The following is a 21591-nucleotide window of genomic DNA, read 5'->3' as shown; positions in this document are numbered from 1 at the left end:
TAGAGGATGTAAGATACGAAAGTCAATTGTATTCAAAAAGATGATTCTAAAAGCATATGAATGCTATATTCTCTTTTTAACGAGTAATTTCGTGTATTTTTTACAAACATCTACAGCCATAAGGGCGATGTAACGTTTGAGTATGAAAAATATTGAAAAAAATTACAAAACAATTCTCCTGGTTCTTTTGCTCTATGCGTTGTAGCTCCCTTGTTTGATACGGGACGGCCGAATGAAATGAATGCAGTAAAACAAAAAATGAACGTTATTTTATCTTGATATAAATGGTTATGATGGTATAATTTCTCTGAAACGAAAGGGAATCGAGGGAGATCTGATGATTTTAACGAAGCATGACCTTCACCACTACTTGGCACAAGATCAGAAAGCACTTGCCACCAATCGAAAAAGACCAAAGTGGCTTGGGGATGATATTTGGAAATATCAAAGATATTTACGAAAATATGAGTACTATACGAATAGCGGTGCTACGTTACGCAAATGGTTTTATCGTTACTTACATAAAAAGAAAGGAATGCAGCTTGGCTTTGATATCCCAATTGGTGTATTTGGACCTGGGCTCAGAATCAACCATACTGGGCTGTTGATTGTGAACAAGCATGCCAAAATCGGCGCGTTTTGTGATATTCATCAAGGCGTAAATATCGGTCAAAACCATCATGAAAAAGATGTGCCCGTCATCGGAGATCATGTATGGATCGGCCCTGGCGCTAAACTGTTTGGAAACATTTATATTGCGAATCATATTTCCATCGGAGCAAATGCAGTAGTGAATCGCTCCTTTCATGAAGAGCGGATTGTCATTGCAGGTGTCCCTGCTCAAAAAATAAAAGAAAAAAGCCCTTCTTTATGAAGGACTTACTTGACCAAAGCAGTGAGCCACATGAGATAAAATAAGATGGATAAACATGAGGATCATCCTGCCCGAGCCCCATCACCATTTATCCTAAGATGCTTTGGCGCAATCAAACCATCAATCGGTAGCAACTTGAAGTGAAACAAATCACCACAGCCGTACCCTCTAATTTGCGTTGGAGTACCCGAAGACCAGCATGAGAAAGTACAAGACAAAGACGAGGATGGCAATCGCATAGATGAAAATGGACACAATCAGTACTGTCCAGCCCACCCCTTTTCTTCCTGTTTGAATGAGATATATTCCAAGTGTGAAGAGCCCGAGCAAAAGACCTAAGATGGCCCATAACCATTTATTTTTCCCGTGTTTTGGTGCATCAACGAATAGGTAGATTGCGACTAATATGGATACAAACCAACCTGTAATCCATTTCACATTCATCCGCCACCCTTCTTTTTCAATTTATTTAATCTTACTATACTTTTTTCCTAATCTTAAAAACAACTATTCAAATGAATGATTCGGAAGGCTTTGCCATTCTTCTCTCAGCATCCCATACCGCATCGAATCATAATACTCCCCTTGATAGTAACGAACCTTACGCAGTCTTCCCTCAAGGATAAACCCGCATTTCTCTGCGCAACGCATCATGCGTTCATTTCCAGACCAGGTAGTCAGACCGATGCGTGGGATATCAATGTGTGAAAAAAGTTCATCGATCCATAGACGCAATGCCTTTGTTCCAACGCCCCCATTCCAAAAACGTGAGTCATAAATAAGAATCCCACACTCCAGCCAACGTGTGCGTTCATTCTCCCAATAATAAGAAACTGTACCCTTTAATTCACCTCCGACATCAATGCCAAATAGTTTTGGCAGGACAGAATCATCCTGTAAATAGCGTTTTTTAAATGCAGCGAGCGATATGTCATGTTCAATAAAATATGGTGCATTCCACTTTCGATAAGCCTGGTCTGGCGCTTTAAACCTTAAATGCCATACCACTTCTAAATCGGTTTCGTCTAATGGACGTATGCTCACAATCTCTTCTTTTTTTCCTTTCATCTGTTCACGTTCCTTTACTTTGTCGTTCTTTTAGCAAGATGACGATACTCGATAGGCGTCATGCCTTCATTTTGCCGAAACAGCTTTGAAAAATAAGTAGGGTCATCAATGCCTACATGTTCTGCAATGAGAGCTATTTTTTCATTCGTTGAAGCAAGCAGGCTTTTGGCTTTTTCAATTTTGAGTCGATTGATGTACTGGCTCGGCGTCAGTCCGTACACGGTCTGCATGCACCTTGTCATGTAATCAGGATGATAATGAAGAATCTCTGCCAGCTTCTCCATCTGTAATTTTTGCGTAAAATGACGTTCAAGATAGTGAACCACTTCTGAAGCGACAGTCTCCTTTGCACTTGGAATATGAAATGCTTCTTTTTGTAAATGAATGAGCATTTCCTCAAATTGAAGCTGCTTTTTGAGCTGAAGTTCAGACGCATCATCATTTAAAGCGCGCATCGCTGAAAGATGCTTCTGTAGCACGCTTTCCCCTTTCACTTTTCCTTTTCGGGGCAGACGAAATTCATAGCTTGCTGCTTTTTCAAAAGTGGCTTGATTTTGCTTCATGTCAAACCAGTGTTCTCTCGGCCGATCTGTAAACTCAAATGAATCAATTGAAAAATGCAGCCACTCATAAAGTGTTTCTTCTTTGCATGGCAGATGTCCACCATGGGCAAGTCCCGGTGATAAGATGATATATTCTCCCTCTTTTACGTGATGAGGCACCTCGTCTTCTGTGATCCACAGTTCACCTTTCGTGACATAAAGAAGATCAAATACGGTGAAAATTCTGGAGATATGTCGTTCTCCTCGATGGAATACACCTTTGCCTGAAGCAATATAGACTGGAAATGGCGGTACAGTAAATGTAATAAACGGACCCATATTCATCCCCTTATGAAGTCGGATTTCTCCAATAAGTTTCGGTTTCATCTCTTCTTATTATAGTCGATGCAAGGTACACTATAAATCGGATTTATACGAAAGAAGGCGATGTGATGAAACCACAAGCACTGACAATACAAAAGGTTCAAGCCAAAAGTGAAAAATCCCACCCTTCATTATTTGCATTAACTTGGCCTATTTTTATCGAAATCTCTTTATATATGCTGATGGGGAGCGCAGATACACTGATGCTCAGCCAGTATTCTGACAATAGTGTTGCCGCAGTAGGGGTAAGCAATCAGCTATTAAATCTATTGATTGTGATGTTCAGCTTCATTACGACTGGGACGACGATTGTCATTGCGCAGCTTTTAGGAGCGAGCCGCAAGCAGGAAGCGACCCAAGTTGCCTATGTATCACTAGGCACCAACTTCCTCATTAGCTTTGTGATCAGTCTTCTTATGTTTGTGTTAGCTGTGCCCATCCTGCATATGATGGGATTATCAAGCGAGCTCATGCCAGATGCAACCGTCTTTTTACAGATTGTCGGCCTGCTTTCTTTTATTCAGGCGCTCATTATGACCTATAGTGCTATTTTAAAAAGCTATGGATTCACGAGAGATACGATGTATGTCACCATCGGTATGAACTTGTTAAATGTTGCTGGTAATTATTTGGTCATCTTTGGACCATTTGGCTTCCCTGTATTAGGTGTCATGGGTGTTGCTCTTTCCACATCATTTGCACGGTTGATCGGTCTTACAGCCATGATACTCATTGTTCGACACCGCATTGGATTGCGGTTTTCATTCAAACGAATGTTTTACATCCAGCGAACGCATTTAAAAAAACTGCTAAAAATCGGCATTCCTTCTGCTGGAGAACAACTTTCTTATAATGGTTCTCAAATGATTATTACGCTGTTTATCACATTTATGGGCACGCAAGCACTGGCAGCAAAAGTCTATACCCAGAATTTGATGATGTTCATTATGTTATTTGGTGCCGCCATTAGCCAAGGAACACAAATCTTAATCGGGCGCCTGATCGGGGCGAAAGAATTTGATGCGGCCTATCGAAGATGCATGAAAAGCTTATACTGGGCCATTGCCATCTCACTTCTTTCTTCTACTGCTTTATCTTTATCATCGACGCATTTACTTACTTTTTTCACTAGCAACAGTGAGATCATTCAAATAGCGAGTCTCCTCCTCATATTGACAATTATTTTAGAGCCTGGACGTTCTTTTAATATGGTCATCATCAACTCCTTGCGGGCAGCTGGTGACGCGAAGTTTCCAGTCTATATGGCGATGATTTCAATGTGGGGCATCGGCCTTCCGATCGCTTATTTATTAGGCATTCAACTTGAGATGGGCCTTATCGGGGTTTGGATTTCTTTTATCGTGGATGAATGGGTAAGAGGTATCTTCATGTATAGGCGGTGGCGTTCAAGGGTATGGACGGAGTACCGGTTTACTTCCACATAAAAAGGACTGCGGGTGCAGTCCTTTCAGATTGTTGACAAAGGGCTAAAACGAACGAACTCTATTTTACCCCTTTGTCTTCTTCTCATTACGTAATATCTTCTAAAATAAGTGCTTTTTCTTGTGTTGAAATATATGACCGCTTCGTAAAGACGCGGTATTCGTTTTCTCTAGTTTTATCTAAAATAGCCTTATAAAAGTGAGCAGCTGCTTTCACTGGTATCCTTGAATAAAGTGGGAATTCATGGAGATGGTCAAAAAATTCCTCATAGTACGCCTCTGCCTCAAAAGCAATATATTCCCATACATGCTGGAAGGCTTGATTGACGATCCCTTCTTGTAATTCTTGCTCTGTATACCCAAATTGATCCATGACTTGTTTTGGCAAATAAATGCGGTTCCTTTCCGCCTTATCCTCACCAATGTCTCGAAGAATATTGGTCAACTGCATGCCAATCCCAAGGGAAATCGCAGCTTCTTTTAGCTGTTCTTTTTTACGCGGTGCAATGATCGGAAGCAGCATTAATCCAACTGTACTTGCGACATGATAGGAATAGATGAGCAGTTCATCTAACGTTTCATATCGATGTTGCTCTAAATCCATCTCCTGTCCTCGCAGCAGGTCACGGAATGGGGATTCATCCATACGAAACTGTTGAAATGTATACTCCAGCGCCACCCACATTGGATCATCACGATCTACTTCTCCTTGCAAGAAACGTTCAAATGCCTCCTGAAAAGACGCCAGTTCTTCCTTTGGTGAAGGAGACTCATCTACAATGTCATCCGCTCTCCTACAAAAAGAATATACGGCCCAAACAGCCTGTCTTTTCTTTTTAGGCAGCATGGAAAAGGCACGATAAAACGTTTTTGAATGGGTTTGAATGGTCTCTTCACATATTTTCAATGCTGTTTGCACATCAACCACTTAGCTTCACTTCCTTTCTGTTGTTCAGCTCTTTAAGCAGTACAGAAGCCATGAGCTTTGCACTTTGCATCACGATCGGTACCCCGCCGCCGGGATGGATGGAAGCACCTACCGCATATAGATTGTCTACATCTGCAACCTTTACTTGCGGGCGAAACACACCTGATTGAAACAAATTAGGAGCGAGTCCAAAGCTGCCGCCTTCAAACAATCCTTCTCGCATTGAATCATTCGGTGTTCTCACCTTTTGCCAGACAACCGCCTCTCGCAGCTGTGGAAAGCCTCTTTTCTCAAGACGCTCCACCATTTTATCCACAAAGTCTGTCTCTTGTTCCCAATTGATGTGATCTCCTGATGGAACAGGAATGAGCATATATAGGACACTGCTGCCTTCTGGGGCAAGGGATGGATCGATGGTCGATGGATTAAATGTATAAAATGATGGATCTTGAGGTATCGTTTTCGTTTGGAACACCTCTCTCATATGCTGATCAAAGTGTTCTCCCATGAAAAATTGATGAACAGGTGCTTCATCGTATACTTTGTTTAACCCTAGATACACCATCACGCAGCCGGAGGATGGAACGTATTTACGCCGGTCTTGTTCACCTAAACCAAGCTGTTTTAACGCCGCTGGATAATCTCCGTTCATCACAAATGCATCAGCTGCTATGTGCTCATCATTTATTTTTGCCTTGACCACACGTTTCCCCTCAAACTCAAATTGTGCGACTTCTTCACTTTTTCTTATGTGTACACCCGTCTTTAAGAGCTGTCTCTCCAATATATCTACTAAACTCGCATAACCGCCTTTTAAATAGTAAATTCCGTGTGCGTGCTCACTATATGAAACAAGCGAATAAATGGCAGATGCTTCATACGGATTTCCTCCGACATAGAGGGTTTGAAGTGCATATGCATCTCGGAGGCGCTCATCTGAAAAATATTTTTTGAGAGAACTTTGAACGGTTCGATATGCTTTTAATTTCATTAAAATCTTCATGTTCGCTTTTGTAAAAAAGGTTCGTTTTTCATGAAATGATTTTTCTAGAAAAGCTTCCTGCCCTTCTTGAAACCGATCCGTCATTTCTTGCATAAATGTTAAATATCCCTGTTCTTCCTTTGGAAATACACGTTTGATTTCTTCTAGTTGTCGCAGTGTATCAGAGTATTTCGTATAGGAGGTTCCATCTTGATAGTGGATCGTATACAGCGGATCGAGCTGCAAGAGATCAAGAGATGTTTCATCAATGCCTACGTCATGTAAAATGCCTTTTAACATATCAGGAAGTAGGACAATGGTCGGACCTTCATCTACTTTATATCCTTTCTCACGTACAAAAGCAAGTCTCCCGCCGAGCCGTTCATTTTTTTCAACAAGGGTGACATCATGTCCAGCTTTTTTTAAATAGAGAGCTGAGATCATTCCGCCAATACCGCCGCCAGCAATCAATATATGTTTTTTCATGAGGCGCTCCCCTTTTCTTGATGTGGCACTCTTTTGTGCGTATGTTTCTCTTTTGACAGAATCGCATTTGTCGTAATACGCGCTGATTCTAAAATGGTTGGCAATCCGCTGCCTGGGTGGGTTCCTCCACCAACGAGCCAGCAGTGTTTCAACTCATCAAATTCATTATGCGGCCTGAGTACCATCATCTGCGTCAACTGATGACCAAGATTAAATGTAGCTCCTTCATATACATACAGCTCTTCTTCCCAGTGCTTCGGTGTGATCATCCGCTCGACTTCAATATGCTGCCTGATATTCTTAAAGCCTGTTTTCCGCTCCAGCGTATCCAGCACAAGCTTTCTAAATTCTTCTTGATGCGCTTCCCAGTCAATACCGCTTTGATTATTGGCAACGGGTGCTAACACATAAAGAGCGGACTTGCCTTTTGGCGCAAGCGAATCATCTGTCACACTTGCATTTTGAATATAAATGGACGGATCATCCGGCAGCTCAAAGGTTTTCGTAATTTCTTTGACTAACTTCGCATAGTCATCGGAAAAAACGATGGTATGATGCGGCTCATCATATATCGTATCTAAACCTAGGTACAGCATAAAGGTGGAACATGAGAATTTTTTCTTTTTCAGTTTCTTCTCGCTATATTTCTTTAAAAGACCCGGCTCTACAAGCTTTGTCATCACGTGTGCAAAATCACCATTTACGACCACCTCATCTGCCTGTATTTCTTCACCAGTTTCTAAGCGAATGCCCTTCACTTTCCTGCCTTTCGTCAGCAACTTGTCAACTCCAGTTGATAGATGAAGGGTAGCCCCAGATTCAACAGCTGCCTTTGCCATCGCTTCTGACAGCTGATTCACTCCGCCTTTCGGATGATAAACGCCTGTGTCATGCTCCATAAAGGAAAGAATTGAGAACGCTCCTGGGCATTCCCAAGGTGACATCCCTAAATATTTTGATTGGAATGTAAAGGCATATTTCACCGATTCATTTGAGAAATAATACGACAGCACATCATATAAGCTTTTATTTAATGAGAGCTGAGGAAGTGCTTTGATGACTTTTGGACGCAAATAATGATGGAAACGATCCATTTTACTTTGTAGAATCGGCGTTAGGCGGTCCATTTTTCGTTTTGTATCATTCATAAAACGTACATACCCCTCGCCCTCACCAGGTGCAAAGGCTTCTAGACGTTTGTACATTTCGTCTCGATCTCGAATCATATCAAGCTTCTCATCTTGAAAGATTAATCTATACATTTCTTTTAATTCAATCACATCTATATAATCATAGAGATTTTTACCGGCAAAGGTGAATAGTTCCTCTGCAATATGAATCATACTGAGAAAAGTAGGACCTGTATCAAACGTGAAATCACCAAGTTGAAACTTAGAGTTACGTCCGCCAACAAAGGACTGTTTTTCATATATATGAACATCATGTCCTTTGCTTTGCAACATCATAGCTGCTGCAAGTCCCCCTGGTCCTGCTCCGATCACAATGATTTTCATTATCCTTTTTCCTCCAAATTAATTCACTTTAAGTTAATTATACAAATTGAAGCGGTTAGATCAACTTTTGATGTGCTCTAAAAGTCTCATGTTATGTATCAAAAAAGCCGACTTCCTTTCAACAAGTGCAAGAAAGCCGACCCTTTGTTATGCTTCTATATCAATTCGATATGTTTCAAACCAATGATGAATCTGTGCCAAATGGGCAATGAGCTGTGGGCCTTTCATTAACTGACCATACCAAGGAACCTGGAAAGAAGCCCCTTCTGTTTCAATCAGCTGTTTTAATTGATGTGGATCTAAAAATTCATGAAGCACAGAATCCTTTTGCGCGAGACAATCTGTTAACATCTCTTTTACCGCCTGAGTATAAGCAGGATGATGTGTTTTCGGATAAGGGCTCTTCTTGCGATAAAGCACTTCATTCGGTAAAATTCCCTCTAATGCTTTTCTCAAAACCCCTTTTTCCCGATTTCCATACATTTTCATTTCCCAAGGAATATTCCATACATACTCAACAAGACGATGATCTGCGAATGGTACACGTACCTCAAGGCTCGCCCCCATGCTCATACGATCTTTTCGATCCAGCAGTGTTGTCATAAACCAAATCATATTTAAGTAAAAAAGTTCTCTTCGGGCTTTATCTACTCCAGTTTCCCCATCTAAAAGAGGGGTTTCTGCCACGGTTTCTTCATATTTGCTTTGCGCATATTCCTTCAGTGATAATTTCTTTTGCCATGAGTCTTGAAGAAGCTGAATGCGTGCTTCCGTTGATCTCATCCACGGAAATCCATTGGTTTCGCTTGCCATGTGAAACCATGGGTAACCTCCAAAAATTTCATCTGCACATTCACCTGATAAACCGACAACAAAATCCTTTTTAATTTCTCGACAGAACCATAGTAAGGATGAATCAATATCTGCCATCCCCGGCAAATCTCGCACTTCAACCGCTTCTTTCAAATAAGAAGCCAGCTCTTTTTGCCCAATGATACAGCTGTGATGATTCGTTTGAAACGCTTTGGTCATTCGATCAATCCACGGGCCGTCAGCATTCGGCTGAAATTGACTTGCTTCAAAGAATTGATCATTTCCGTCGTAATCAACAGAATACGTATGCAGCGGGGCTTTCCCTATTTTCTCAAAGTGCTTGGCGGCAATGGCCGTAATGGCACTAGAATCCACACCGCCCGATAAAAACGTACATACAGGCACATCAGAGACGAGTTGTCTTGTAACAGCATCCGTAAAGAGTTCCTTCACGTGCTGAGCGGTGTCATCAAGCGAATCTGTATGCTGCTTGCTTTTGACATTCCAGTACCTCCACACACGCAAACCATCTTTTGAGAAGGTTAAGGCATGAGCAGGTCTCAGCTCTTTCACCCCTTTAAATACGCCTTGCCCTGGTGTTCTAGACGGCCCTAAACCAAAGATTTCTGATAACCCTTCATGATCCACTTTGGCTTTCATTTCAGGATGAGCCAGAAGTGCTTTGATTTCTGAGCCAAACAAAAAGGAATGATGACGTTCTGTATAGAAAAATGGCTTGACACCGAGCCGGTCTCTCGCTGCAAATAATAATTCACGCTCACTATCCCAAATGACAAATGCAAAAATTCCATTAAAATGGGTCACACACTCTTCCTTCCATTCTGTATAGGCGTGAAGAAGAACCTCTGTATCAGAATGCCCAAGAAAGCGGTGCCCCCTTTTGAATAATTCTTTTCGTATATCCTCCGTGTTATAGAGTTCTCCATTGTATACCACCGTATAATCATGGTGTTGATGGGTATATGTCATCGGCTGCTTTCCGCCTTCAACATCGACAACGGCTAACCGTTTATGGCCGAAAAGAACGTGCTCACTTTTCCACGTATTTGTATCATCCGGCCCTCGTTTAGATAATGTATCTGTCATTTGATTGATTACATGATCCTGTTGGATGAGCTGCTTTTTAAAGTCTGCCCAGCCTGTTATTCCACACATCATCATCAGCTCCCATCCGTTTTTCATCAAGTGTTCTCATTTAGCCTTTCTTAGTTTATGCATCGGCTCCTTGATAGTTGATTTGTCCTTTTTTCCCCCTGTGTATAGGACAAGCTTCATTTGGTAAGAAAAGAAAGAGGAAAGGAGCTTTTGCTCATGGAGAACCGAATGACATATCTTCAGCAAAACCACCCAAAATGGTGTAACGGGTACTTACTGATGGAAAACGGTCATTGTCTGATTGAAGACGAAGAAGGAGACATCATGCTGCCTGAAAGCCTTCAAAGTTCTATGATCTGTTTGAAAGAAAAGGATCGATGGACAAAAGGAGAATTGCTCGGGTCTGTCGTTCTTTGTGAGAATGGGAAGTTGATGGAGGTAAAAGGCGGTGAACGCATTCAATATACAGCGTCTCTTTCTAAAGGGTGGCTTGATTTGCTCATGTTCGTACCGGAAAGCGTCTTTTATCAGATCATTGACTATGTAGAACAGCTTGGCTTTTCCGTCTATGATTGTATCTTCTCTTCCTTCCATCCTTCTCATCGCGTGTCTTTTTTTCAGTTTTCAGGAGACATGCAATCACTTGCCCTTCAATGCCACCATCATTCGGGTACAAATCAAGTTCAATTGGAATGGACGACGTCTGACGGTCATCGGCTGATGTCTCAGTTTGATCTCACATAAAAAGGGCACTGCTTTTGATAAGCAATGCCCTTTTTATCTTAAAAGATATGGAAACCGATCGGCAGACGTAAGCCGAGAAGAATGGTCACAATAGCAACCACGATAAAACCAATGAATACACCCGTCACCGATTTTCCTTTTTTCTTGCGTACAAGGACCATTTCCATGAAACCAATCACAAGAATACCAAGTATCATTTTTCCAACATACTCGCCCCCGTAACCCGGGATTTTCATTCCTGTGCGAACATACAGCTCTACGCCTGTTGCAATAATAATCAAGTAGAACAGTCGTACGATCATATGCACAATTTTAGCGCCTTTATCGTTTTTACCTGCTAATGCAAAGGCAACGAAAAATAAAATAATACCTAGCACCCACGCTGTAATATGTAAATGTGTTCCCATTTGTGATTTCCCCCTTTATCAGAACAATTACCTTCTCATCGTACCACGAAATAAGTCGAACACAAAGCGACAATCCTGTGTCAACACGCCTTTATTTGACGCGATTTGATAACGTCCCAATTGGTTCAATTGTTACTTCAACCTGATCGCCTGAGGCTAAAAATTTTGGCGGTTCAAAACCTTTGCCGACTCCAGAAGGTGTACCTGTTGCAATGATGTCTCCCGCTTCCAGCGTCATCCCTTTTGAAAGAGTTGACACAATGTCTTCAATTGGGAAGATCATTAATTCCGTACTGGCAGACTGACGAACCTCTCCGTTTACCTTTGTTTCCACATGGAGTGCTCCATGATCCTTGATCACTGACTTGTGAACGATATAAGGTCCCATTGGACAAGTTGTATCTAAGCTTTTTCCGATGAAAAATTGTTTGTGTTTTTTCTGCAAATCTCTTGCCGTTATATCATTTAAAATGGTGTAACCGAAAATGTAGTCGTGGACCTCTTCAGGAGCAATATTCTTTCCTGTTTTGCCAATGACAATGGCAAGCTCCCCTTCGTAATCCAATTCACTTGTCACATCTTCATGGAGAAGAATGTCCGCTTCATGCCCTACAACAGAGGTAGGCGCCTTTGTAAAGATCATCACGTCTTTAGGAATATCTGCCGCACTTCCCATTTCCATGACGTGATCTTGATAGTTTTTCCCAACACACATGATGTTTTTCGTTGGTTTTGGAATCGGTGCATGGAGTGTCACGTCCGAAAGCGGATAGACATAAGAGCCACGGTCTTCTTCTTTTTTCTCCGCCCAATCAAGAAGCTGTTTGACGTGTTCGACAAACTTGTCCCCCATGTTGATGCATTCAAATAAAGAGTTTGGCAATGTTTCTAGCTCAAATAGTTTTGCTTCTGCCTTTTTGACGTCCATCACCCATTCATCATCAATGACGACCCCGATAAACAATCTGTTATGTATCTCACCTGTAAAAAACTTCATGTCTTCCCCTCACAATCTTCATTTCACTACATTATGATGTCTCATTTTTATTTCTCTACGAAATAAAAAAAACCCTTTTTTATCATACTCTCTTTTAAAAAGGGTTTCAAAAATGAAGACCTGACATTTAGCGGTAGCGTCGATACTCCCACATATTCCCTTGATCCCATTTACGATCAACATTTCCTTGATGGCGGGAATGATGTTTTTTCTTTCCGCATCTTCGGCAAGAGTGACTCCGTTTGTGGTGATGAGAACGTTTAGATCGATAGCTGCGGTGTGATTTGCGGCAGCTTTTCTTATGATGTGATCTGTGTTTGCTGCGGCATGATTTTTTGGGTTTACTCTTTTTACTGCGGTATGACTTTTTGCTTTTGCATGATTTCTTGCTTCTATACGACTTTTTGCTTTTGCATGGTTTCTCGCTCTTTACACTTTTCTTTGAGCAGCGACTTTTTTTAGAGCGATAGCTTTTTTTAGAGCGATAGCTTTTATGGCTTTTTTTGCTGCGATGTGACTTACGGCAGCCTCCTCCACCAAAGAACCAGTGACGGCGATTTGAATGACGAGAACGAGATGATTTGTGCGAATGTCCCGATTCTGGTTCACGATCTAAGTGTTGATCACGCCCCTCACTTCGAAGTGAATCAACTGCATGTTCAATATGCGAATGATCAAATGTGCTCACGAACAATTCCCCTCCCAAACTGTGCTCTGACAAAACAAACAGACAAAGCTGTTTATCTTCTCTGCTTTATGTTACGAGACTCGGTAGACAAGTGTTCTTGGCGAATGCCTCTTTCTTAGAAAACTCCATGAATACCTACCAGCAGGTACAGGACATTCCTTCATTTTCATATAGTGGAAGAGATATAGGAGGGTGATGAACGCATGGACACAGAACCTTTAAAACAACTGGATATCTGGATTCATCCAAAAGATCTCATGGAATTAAAAAAGGACGTATGGAACGATGAACCCGTCGAGGCCATTCTGAAAACCGGCCAAACGAAGTCACATATTTATGCCTCATACCGAGGATCACACATCCGAAAGCTCAAGAAAAAATCCTATCAAATTGAATTTCGAAAACCAAAGCAAAGACAGGGTGAATCCCTTTTTCACTTAAATGCAGAGTACAATGATCCTTCTTTCATTCGCAACAGGCTGTCTTTTTATTTCTTTGAACAGATGGGTGTATTCAGCCCATCCGCTTCTCATGTGTTTCTGACCATTAATGGAAGAAAAGAAGGCATTTATTTAAAAATAGAATCTGTAGATGAGCTGTTCCTCCAAAAACGACAGCTGCATGGAGGCGGCATTTATTATGCTGTAGATGATGACGCCAATTTCTCTCTTTTAAGTTCATTTGATAAAAAGCCAAAAAAACATCTTCTTCTCGGTTATGAGAAAAAAACGGGAACTCCTGAACACGACAAGCAGCTGAGTGAATTTATTTACTTTTTGAACACCGCAAGGGACGACACGTTTGCAAATAAGATTGAGCAGTACCTTGATGTAACACAATATTTCCGCTGGCTCATTGGTGTCGTGTGTACCCAAAATTTTGATGGCTTTGTTCATAACTATGCGCTTTATGTGAATGATCAAGGAAGGTTTCAAGTAATGCCTTGGGATTATGATGCGACTTGGGGTCGTGATATTCACGGAGAAGAAATGGCGTTTGATTATATTCCAGTCAGCGGTTTCAATACATTAACCGCTAGATTACTAGACATCCCTGCATTTAAAAGAGACTATTATGCCCTTTTCCAGCACGTACTAGATACACATTTTTTAGAAAAACGGCTTCTCCCCATCATTGAGACATGGCATGCTTCGATTGAGCAGCGAATTGGAGATGATCCATATACGAAAAACCGACAAGACATGCTGCGTTCAGAGCGAGAATTAATCCGACAGTATATCAACAAAAGACGACGTTATTTACAAACTGAGATTAAAAAAGAGACATCGCGCCTGTAAACACACTTTCGAATTTTGTCACTTTAGTTCTCATATTGACGAAAGAGCTTTTTTTATAGAAAAATAGGGTATACTAACCATATCCTTCTATTTGATAAAAAATGTGAGAGTTGGCGTCCGTTATGATCAATTATGAAATTGAACAAAAAAGATTACATTTGATTGAGACCGCAAAAAAATTCGGAATGAATGCCGAAGAAACCATCAGGTGCAGTCAAGAGCTTGACACACTCTTAAATAAAGGCATCAAAACCACCTCTAAAGAATGCTCGAATAAAGGGTAAACCATACACTTCATTCCTCTCATCAAAGTTCTTCAAAAAGACAATCACATATTAAAAGACCCATCATAAGCTATGGTGAAACGCCCAAAAACGAAGTGCCCTATTTTTCTAAAGGATGTGCACCGCTATGCCGGCTATTGTTGGAGCCTTTAAAGTAAATGCCGTCGGAACGAGCGGAGTCGTTCATGTTGGAGACTGCATCACCATTTCTCCAAATAGTCAGGTTAAAACGTTTGCCGGCGCAGGCAGTTTTAACACTGGTGATCAATTACGCATTAGCAACTATAAAAGTGTGACAAATACGTATGATAGTGATGTCATTGATCAACCGCTTGTTGGTAACTTGTAAGGAGTGAGAATCCATTGAACTTCTATATTAATCAAGCGATACAAATTAATTACTTACGTGTGGAGTCTGTGAGTAACTCATCCGTTCTGCAAATCGGCAGTGCTGGATCAATCAAGGCACTCTCCAATCTGTATAACACTGGAAGCTATGTAGAGTCAGCACCTGCCGCAGCAGGCACACAAGGAATTGAAGAGTCTCAAGGCGCAAGCACGGCACCTTTTGTACCGCTTCAGTCACCAACAACATAAGTTCATCTGCAATCCCCGGAGGTGTATGCATATGTATGACTATCAAAACAGCGCTTCACAAATGTATGGCATCATTCAAAAGCAAACACAGCAAATCATGATGCTTGAAAAAAGGCTTAACGAGCTTCAGCAGGAAATGCAAATGATCAAAGATAAACCGACAACAACGATTGAACGGATTGATTATCAATTTGATCAACTGAAAATCGAGCGGCTGGAAGGCACATTAAATATCGGCCTCAATCCATCTGATCCAAATAGTGTTCAAAATTTTGAAGTGGGCCAAACAACAACCCCGGGAATTGGAATGATGCAGCAAGAAATGGCTGATCAATTTTTCAATCAAACACGCCAGCTTGTCGATGCATTCTTAAATGAAGAAGCACCGCAGCTTCTTGAAGAACTAGAGCAGCGATACGAAGGCTCGCTTGATGAAAGCAACAAACACCATATCATTGAGGACATTCGAAAACAAATAGACAGCAGAATCAAATATTATGCGGGGCAGCTGCCACAAAGGGAAGATATGACCCCGCTTCAACGTTCCGAGCAAATTGCTGAATACGTGAAACATGATGTCAAACGGGCAATCGAGCACTTTTTAGCCCATATTCCAAATGAAACGAAAGGAGAGGAAAACGGATGAATTTCACAGTCGTCAACCGCAACATCGAAACTGGAAGCATTAAAGTAGTTGGGGTATCGTCCTCTTCCCTATTTATTATCGGGGACACGGACCATGTACAACTGTCATCGATTTTCGATACACCGCCAGAATCATTAATTATTGGCCCGTTTGTTCCTCTAGCCCCTCGATAATGATCAAGCGCACATCTCAAGTGAAGTTCTCGAAGGTGAATTCTGTCGGGATTGCAAGTGTTGTTCAAATTGGTGATACACAAGAGCTCTGTCCGAACGTGAAGGTGCTAGCTGTCCAGCGAACGATTAGTTTATTTTATGGAAATGAAGCTGAAAACCTAGATGCAAAAGAATTTGAAGTGTATTATGAGCCGATCCCATTGATGCTGCCAGAACGAGCGGTTAGAACGGCCTTTTATCATGAAAAGCCTCTCATTAAAGTGTCGTCCATTCATGTAGAAGGGGTCTCTTCCTCCTCTATCTATCAAATTGGCTCTACGTGCGGAATAAATGCCGTTGCGCGAGTGAAGCATATTCGAGAGTTATTTAGCAACAACGACGAACATCCGCCAAACTCACAATTGGACCTACCTGCGCATATGATGGTGATATGACTTCGAATAAAGGATGTCGATTATGCCAGCAATTGTCGGACCCATTTACATTAACTCGATTTCTGGGGGCGTCGTAAACGTCGGTGACTCATTTTATCTTTCGCCTAAAAGTTCTTCAAAATCTGCTTTAGGCTCTGGAGCGGGGAATACCGGAGATTTCTTGATTTTAAATAATGGCATTAGCGCCACCAACTATGTGGATCCTGACTTAAATGATCAGAATATGGTAGGCAATGCATAAAGCGGCTCCTCTACACTCATTTCATTTAGAGGAGCGCTTTTTTATGCTTATTTCTTTCTGCGTTGTCTTGATTTCTTTGTTTTGACCAGCTTGCTTGCCGGCTGCTTTCGAATCCATTTGATGTACGGAACAAGCTTTTCATCTTGTCTTAGGGCATCCAGCGTATTCAAACGTGCGGCAAGCTCCTGGTTTGTATAAAGAGCATGTACCTGTTTATGGCAAGGGATACACAGGAAGGCAGTCGGTAGAAAGGCCCCTCCTTCTTCTCTTGGCGTTAAGTGATGTTCTGTAAGGACGACCTCTTGTCTTCCGCACAGCTCACATAATCCAATCGTTTGCTTTGCCATCCTGAGATCACCTCACTTTACATTAATTCCATCGAGACTGTTGTTCCTTTCCCGCTTGGATCTGCTGGGTGGACAATCAGTTTCTTTGGCAGTCTCATCTTTAATTCTTCCACATGGCTGATCACACCAACAGCCAAATTTTGAGATTGTAGCTTCTCTAATGCTGTAATCACCGTATCTAACAAGTCTTGATCGAGTGTACCAAATCCTTCATCTAAGAAGAAGAATTGCAGCGGGAACTCACCTCTCAGCTGAATTTGTGCAGACAGAGCAAGGGCAAGTGCTAAAGACGTCAGGAAAGTTTCTCCCCCAGACAAGCTGGATACCGGACGTCTGACACCTCCATTGGCATCATCCCGCATCACAAAACCGCCCTCTGAATCGACTTCAATGGCATACCTTTGTCTTGTCAAAATCCCAAGACGATGAGAAGCATCACGACTGACACTTTCTAGCTGTTCTTCTGCTAGGAACTCAACAAATGTATTCCCTTTAAACACCGTTTGAAGCTTATCCAGCCGGTCAATTTCTTGCTGCAGTTCTTCAAGGCGTTCATGAATGCTTGCAAAGCGCTGATGGTTTGCTTCAATCACTCGCAGATGCTCCTGTGCAGATCCACTCAGCGCTGTCGCTTCTTCAAGCGCTTTTTCTGCCGCTTCTTTTTTTAGTTGAATGTCTGTCCACTCGTCTTCATCCAGCGACTCACCTTTTAACAGTTCAGAAATTCGCTTTAAGTTTGCTGCACATTGCTTTCTTTTATCCTCAAATTCCTCAATTTCCTGTTTGACTGTAAGACGTACAGATCGATCCATTAAAGCAGGTGCTATCTCCTGAGGATGAGCAAAAGGAGTAGATGCTGTTTCTTTTTGCCACGCTTTCTCAGCTTCTTGTTTTCGCCGCTTCGCCTCTTGGAGCTGACGTTCACTGCTTGAGAAATGGCTTTGTGCCTCACTAAATAATTGCTGTGCATGCTTAAATTGCTCGTACGATTGCTGTTCTTTTTCATTTAGATGAACAAGAGATTGTTGAACTTCGTACAGTTCATCAGAAAGAGAAGCCGCTTTTAAAGGATATCGCTGTAAATCTGTTTCATATTGATCGATCAGGTGTTGCTGGCTTCCCAGCTGATGCGCCAGCTTATCGAGTTCCTTCTCTAGATCGTATATAGCTGTTTGCAGATGCTCTTTTGCCTGCTGTTTTTCCTCTAGAAAAGAAATACTCTTCTCAATACGCTCTTGATAACCTTCCGCTTGTTGATCCTTTTCGTCAATTTGTTGCTGCATTTCCTGCACTTGGTTGATTGTCAGGTGAGGAAAGGTCTGTTCAAATTGCGTCAGTTGTTCGGAAAGCTCAGATCGAAGCTCCTTGATCAGCATGTCTAGTTCTTGTATGCGCTGCTGCTCAAATGTCAGTTGGTCTTTTACTTTGCTCATTTCTGCCGCTTGATCATAAGTGACGTCCATTAAACGAGCTCGTTTGCTTTCGATTGCTTGAATATCTTGTTTTACGCCTTTCCATTCTTGAATCAGCTGGTGCAAAGACTGCGGATTCTGTACTGCTTCTACTGCTGCAGCTACTTCCGAATCGGGGGCTTTTTGAGATAAAAAGGAGAACTGTTTAACTAATTGATTGGCATGCGTTTCAAGCAGCTGCTTTGCAGCAAACATGTCTCTAGCATATTCCTCTGCCAGCTTGAGCTCTTTATCCATTTTTACAATCCATTCATCAATTTGGGCAACCGTTTCTTCATGGTCATTGTCTATCACAGCCTTTGGATCATGATGAATCGATCCACAAACAGGACATGGTTCACCGTCTACTAGCTCTGCCGCTAATTCTTTTCTTAATTCTGCCGATCTGACAACATCACGCTGTTTTAATTTTTCTTGTTTTTTGTCCTGCTCTTTATGACTCCATTCTGTAAGACCTCGTTCAAATTCACATACATAAAAATACAATTGCTCTATCGCTTGAAACGATTGATTTATTTTTTCATGATGATCTTTTTGCTGTTTTTGAAGCTTTTCATACGATTGTGTCGCCTGTGCTGAACGCTGTCTTAGCTTCTCAATCTTTTGTTCTTCCTTTTGAATGCTCACATTCATTCTTTGAACATTTTCACTGAAACGAAGTGCGTCTTGTACAAGTTTCCGCTCTTTGACAGAGACTTGTAATTGTTCCAGCTCATGCTTCAACTGTGTTTGTTTCGCAAGCGCACGCTCTAATAAAGATTGCACGTTTTCGGCTTCCGCTTTTTTTTGAGTCAATTGCTGCGCTTTTTCATGGTTTTGCTGCTCTAGTACGGTCTTTTCCTGAAGAGCTGTTTCTTTTTTTCGTTCAATTTCTTTTAATTGAATAAGCTGCTCTTTCTTTTGAAGAAGCTCTGGCTCATTTTCCATTTTCTTTTGCCGCGTTTGCTCATACTCCTGCGTCATTTGATCATAGATCGTTCGTTGATGAAGTAAATGTTTTTCTGCTTCCTGCTTCTCTTTTGATGCTTGAGAGAGCTGCTTTTCAGCCTTTGTTAATGCATCCGCATAAGGCTTTAATGTCTCTGCCTGCTCTGCAATGTGAAGTTGATTCTTTTTCTCTTCCATCGTGGATGCCAGCAGATTGAGGTTGTGTTGTTCCTTCTCGTACGCTTCTTGTTCCTTTTGATACTGCCAGATGGCTTGCGCTTTTGTAAAAGCAGTGAACGCTTCGTCCCGCGTTTGTTTTTTCTCATGAAAAATAGCTTGCGCCTGCGCAGCTGCTTCTTTAGCTTTCGCTAATGCCTCTGGCCCAGCTTCTCCTAATCCAGTCAATTCAGCCAGCAGTTCGTTTTTCTGTCCGTAGTGATTTTGAGCCTTTGCGCGTAAACGTTTGACGAGCTGATCACCATATTTCTCTAAATTAAACAAACGCTGAAGCATTTGGCGTCTGTCGGCTCCTTTCAATGAAAGGAATTCCGCAAACTTTCCTTGGGGTAAAACAACCGCTCTCGTAAAATCGTCAATGGTTAAACCAAGTAATTCTTCTATTTTACGATTGACCTCACTTGCTTTATCTGCAAGAACTGTCTGCGTATCACCAATTTCAATCAATCGGCATAACGTCGTTCTAACCTTCATTTCATCTGCACGTTTAAAGGCACGTTCCACTTTATAAGAAATATGGTGTTCTCTTTGCAAAGCGAACGTAAAGGAGACAGACAGCTTTTCTTCAGCTTGGTTCAAAATACCATGCGTATTATTGAGTGCACGTTCGACCTTGCCATAGAGTGCGAGTGTCATGGCATCTAATATGGACGATTTTCCGCTTCCAGTCGGTCCAAAAATACCAAACACACCTGCATCACATAAGGAGCTAAAGTCAATGGTTTGCTCTTCTCTGAAGCTATGAAGTCCTTTAATGGTTAACGTGATCGGCTTCAATTCGCTTCCTCCTCTTGCATGTCATTGGCAAGCTCTAAAAATAGCTTGACGGTTTTTTCATCAGGTAGACCTCCACCTGTCTGACGCTCATAAAATTTCACGAACCGCTCTTCAATCGAGAGCTTTTCCACTTGTTTTTGTTCTTCTTTTTGCTGTAACTCTTTAAACTTTGGTCTAATATGGACAAATCCACTATGCTGTTTTCTAAGCTGATGAATTTGTTCGATCGACAGCTGATCTGTTAAGTGAATCTCTAAATCAATCCAGGCTTGAAGATCCCGCTTTTCATCCAGCCAATTGTGTACTTGGCTCAGCCCTTCAGTCGCCTTCCACTTCATAAGTGGTTTACCGCTTGATAAAAACACTTCTTTCCAGCTTGCTGTTTCATTCGGTTTTGCATCCACAATGGTGACTGATTTGGCGTAGCCTGCTTCAGAAAAGCTGTATGCAAGTGGAGATCCAGAATAGCGGGCAATCGTCTTGGCACGTTTAATGGTTTGGGGGCGATGCAAATGCCCCAATGCGACATAACAAGCCGCCTCAGGCAGACTTTCGGCCGCAACGGTATATGCGCCTCCCACTTCAATCGGCCTTTCCGAATCCGTTTGACTGCCACCTGCCACATAAATATGACTTGTTGCGATATTGACCGTATTCGCCTGAAATTGGCTGCTTAAATGTTGAAACATTTGTTGTATTTTTAAATTGTACTGATCACGAAGCAGTTTCTCTTCAAATGTTTCAGCCAGCACCTCGTTTAGCCTTGCTTCAGACGGGTAAGCGAGTGCTGCAATAGATAGACGTTCACTTGCAGAAGAAACATCGACATGAATTAAATCATTTGTCGGATATCCAATTAAATGAATCCCCTGCTCATTCGTTAAAGGAGATGCGGCTGATAAACGGTCTGGGTTATCATGGTTGCCAGAGATCACAACCACCTGACGCTTTCCTTTATCAGATAATGCAGACAAACTTTCATAAAAAAGCTGTTCTGCGCGAGCAGGAGGGTTTACTGTATCAAAGGCATCGCCTGCCATCACAATGACATCAATGTGTTCATCCTTGACGATTTGATTTAATTCATCTAAAAACTCCGCTTGCTCCTCAAGCCGGCTTCGACCTTCAAGGGTTTTCCCTAGATGCCAATCCGCTGTATGCAGAATCCTCATG

The 21591-nt window shown here is 41.8% G+C and carries 23 protein-coding genes; 11 read left to right on the top strand and 12 right to left on the bottom strand.

All coding sequences use genetic code 11. From position 1 onward, the window contains the following. Positions 1-337: 337 nt before the first annotated feature. Complete coding sequence (locus tag NSQ17_RS05540; protein ID WP_342467935.1) at positions 338-874, top strand: serine acetyltransferase; 537 nt, start codon at positions 338-340, stop codon at positions 872-874. Positions 875-1042: 168 nt separating this feature from the next. Here NSQ17_RS05540 and NSQ17_RS05535 read toward each other — a convergent pair whose 3' ends face one another. From NSQ17_RS05535 to NSQ17_RS05525, 3 genes are all read right to left on the bottom strand, one after another. After that, positions 1043-1318, bottom strand: coding sequence for a hypothetical protein (locus NSQ17_RS05535; RefSeq protein ID WP_286067530.1), 276 nt, complete (start codon positions 1316-1318; stop codon positions 1043-1045). Positions 1319-1381: 63 nt separating this feature from the next. After that, a complete protein-coding gene (locus NSQ17_RS05530) occupies positions 1382-1942 on the bottom strand; it encodes a GNAT family protein (protein ID WP_035392472.1) in 561 nt (186 codons plus the stop codon). Positions 1943-1956: 14 nt separating this feature from the next. Continuing rightward, positions 1957-2823 carry an AraC family transcriptional regulator gene (locus NSQ17_RS05525; RefSeq protein WP_045034702.1) on the bottom strand — a complete coding sequence of 289 codons (867 nt, stop codon included), beginning with the start codon at positions 2821-2823 and terminating at the stop codon, positions 1957-1959. Positions 2824-2936: 113 nt separating this feature from the next. Between NSQ17_RS05525 and NSQ17_RS05520 the strand changes: the two genes are divergently transcribed. After that, complete coding sequence (locus NSQ17_RS05520) at positions 2937-4313, top strand: MATE family efflux transporter (protein ID WP_019743129.1); 1377 nt, start codon at positions 2937-2939, stop codon at positions 4311-4313. Positions 4314-4398: 85 nt separating this feature from the next. Here the strand turns inward: NSQ17_RS05520 and NSQ17_RS05515 are convergent, their stop codons facing one another. The 4 genes from NSQ17_RS05515 to asnB all read right to left on the bottom strand — a co-directional run bounded on the left by NSQ17_RS05515 (position 4399) and on the right by asnB (position 10209). After that, on the bottom strand, positions 4399-5238 hold the full coding sequence (locus tag NSQ17_RS05515) for a phytoene/squalene synthase family protein (protein WP_024720032.1): 840 nt from the start codon (positions 5236-5238) through the stop codon (positions 4399-4401). After that, positions 5231-6706 carry a phytoene desaturase family protein gene (gene crtI, locus NSQ17_RS05510; RefSeq protein WP_024720031.1) on the bottom strand — a complete coding sequence of 492 codons (1476 nt, stop codon included), beginning with the start codon at positions 6704-6706 and terminating at the stop codon, positions 5231-5233. The genes NSQ17_RS05515 and crtI (NSQ17_RS05510) overlap by 8 nt, the downstream gene beginning before the upstream one ends. After that, the gene (gene crtI, locus NSQ17_RS05505) at positions 6703-8220 is read right to left on the bottom strand and encodes a phytoene desaturase family protein (RefSeq protein WP_342467934.1); all 1518 of its coding nucleotides are present in this window, start codon (positions 8218-8220) and stop codon (positions 6703-6705) included. Before crtI (NSQ17_RS05505) ends, crtI (NSQ17_RS05510) begins: the two co-directional genes overlap by 4 nt. 147 nt (positions 8221-8367) lie before the next feature. Continuing rightward, positions 8368-10209, bottom strand: coding sequence for an asparagine synthase (glutamine-hydrolyzing) (gene asnB / locus NSQ17_RS05500; protein WP_024720029.1), 1842 nt, complete (start codon positions 10207-10209; stop codon positions 8368-8370). A gap of 156 nt (positions 10210-10365) precedes the next feature. Here asnB and NSQ17_RS05495 point away from each other — a divergent pair, with 156 nt between their 5' ends. Further along, positions 10366-10893 carry a DUF2777 family protein gene (locus NSQ17_RS05495; protein WP_056705140.1) on the top strand — a complete coding sequence of 176 codons (528 nt, stop codon included), beginning with the start codon at positions 10366-10368 and terminating at the stop codon, positions 10891-10893. 38 nt (positions 10894-10931) lie between these two features. Here the strand turns inward: NSQ17_RS05495 and NSQ17_RS05490 are convergent, their stop codons facing one another. After that, complete coding sequence (locus tag NSQ17_RS05490; protein WP_007499115.1) at positions 10932-11300, bottom strand: YisL family protein; 369 nt, start codon at positions 11298-11300, stop codon at positions 10932-10934. Between the two features lie 91 nt (positions 11301-11391). Further along, positions 11392-12297 carry a fumarylacetoacetate hydrolase family protein gene (locus tag NSQ17_RS05485; protein ID WP_138278372.1) on the bottom strand — a complete coding sequence of 302 codons (906 nt, stop codon included), beginning with the start codon at positions 12295-12297 and terminating at the stop codon, positions 11392-11394. 891 nt (positions 12298-13188) lie between these two features. Here NSQ17_RS05485 and NSQ17_RS05480 point away from each other — a divergent pair. The 8 genes from NSQ17_RS05480 (at position 13189) to NSQ17_RS05445 (ending at position 16658) form a co-directional block, all read left to right on the top strand. After that, positions 13189-14283, top strand: a complete 1095-nt coding sequence (locus tag NSQ17_RS05480) for a CotH kinase family protein (RefSeq protein WP_342467933.1) — start codon at positions 13189-13191, stop codon at positions 14281-14283. 122 nt (positions 14284-14405) lie between these two features. Next, the gene (locus tag NSQ17_RS05475; RefSeq protein ID WP_008348605.1) at positions 14406-14567 is read left to right on the top strand and encodes an aspartyl-phosphate phosphatase Spo0E family protein; all 162 of its coding nucleotides are present in this window, start codon (positions 14406-14408) and stop codon (positions 14565-14567) included. Between the two features lie 127 nt (positions 14568-14694). After that, positions 14695-14916: a spore germination protein gene (locus NSQ17_RS05470; protein ID WP_003211745.1), complete on the top strand. Its 222-nt coding sequence runs from the start codon at positions 14695-14697 to the stop codon at positions 14914-14916. A gap of 14 nt (positions 14917-14930) precedes the next feature. Continuing rightward, on the top strand, positions 14931-15164 hold the full coding sequence (locus NSQ17_RS05465) for a spore germination protein GerPB (RefSeq protein ID WP_035392485.1): 234 nt from the start codon (positions 14931-14933) through the stop codon (positions 15162-15164). A gap of 31 nt (positions 15165-15195) precedes the next feature. Further along, positions 15196-15810: a spore germination protein GerPC gene (locus NSQ17_RS05460; protein WP_008348607.1), complete on the top strand. Its 615-nt coding sequence runs from the start codon at positions 15196-15198 to the stop codon at positions 15808-15810. Then, positions 15807-15983 (top strand): germination protein GerPD, encoded by a 177-nt coding sequence (locus NSQ17_RS05455; protein ID WP_003210893.1) that lies wholly within the window; start codon positions 15807-15809, stop codon positions 15981-15983. Before NSQ17_RS05460 ends, NSQ17_RS05455 begins: the two co-directional genes overlap by 4 nt. Beyond that, positions 15983-16417: a spore germination protein GerPE gene (locus tag NSQ17_RS05450; RefSeq protein WP_008348609.1), complete on the top strand. Its 435-nt coding sequence runs from the start codon at positions 15983-15985 to the stop codon at positions 16415-16417. The genes NSQ17_RS05455 and NSQ17_RS05450 overlap by 1 nt, the downstream gene beginning before the upstream one ends. A gap of 22 nt (positions 16418-16439) precedes the next feature. Next, a complete protein-coding gene (locus NSQ17_RS05445) occupies positions 16440-16658 on the top strand; it encodes a spore germination protein (RefSeq protein WP_003211468.1) in 219 nt (72 codons plus the stop codon). Between the two features lie 47 nt (positions 16659-16705). Here the strand turns inward: NSQ17_RS05445 and NSQ17_RS05440 are convergent, their stop codons facing one another. Genes NSQ17_RS05440 through sbcD form a run of 3 tightly spaced genes read right to left on the bottom strand, consistent with a single transcriptional unit; the run spans position 16706 to position 21590 of the window. After that, positions 16706-17005, bottom strand: a complete 300-nt coding sequence (locus NSQ17_RS05440; RefSeq protein WP_017360217.1) for a hypothetical protein — start codon at positions 17003-17005, stop codon at positions 16706-16708. A gap of 17 nt (positions 17006-17022) precedes the next feature. Continuing rightward, positions 17023-20418, bottom strand: coding sequence for an exonuclease subunit SbcC (sbcC, locus tag NSQ17_RS05435; protein WP_342467932.1), 3396 nt, complete (start codon positions 20416-20418; stop codon positions 17023-17025). Beyond that, positions 20415-21590 (bottom strand): exonuclease subunit SbcD, encoded by a 1176-nt coding sequence (gene sbcD / locus NSQ17_RS05430; RefSeq protein WP_342467931.1) that lies wholly within the window; start codon positions 21588-21590, stop codon positions 20415-20417. Before sbcD ends, sbcC begins: the two co-directional genes overlap by 4 nt. Position 21591 lies beyond the last annotated feature (1 nt).

Source organism: Bacillus sp. FSL W8-0629 (assembly GCF_038593225.1).
GTDB classification, from domain to species: Bacteria; Bacillota; Bacilli; order Bacillales; family Bacillaceae; genus Bacillus; species Bacillus altitudinis.
The sequence above is the reverse complement of the archived record's forward strand: the minus strand, read 5'-3'. Positions and strand labels throughout refer to the sequence as shown.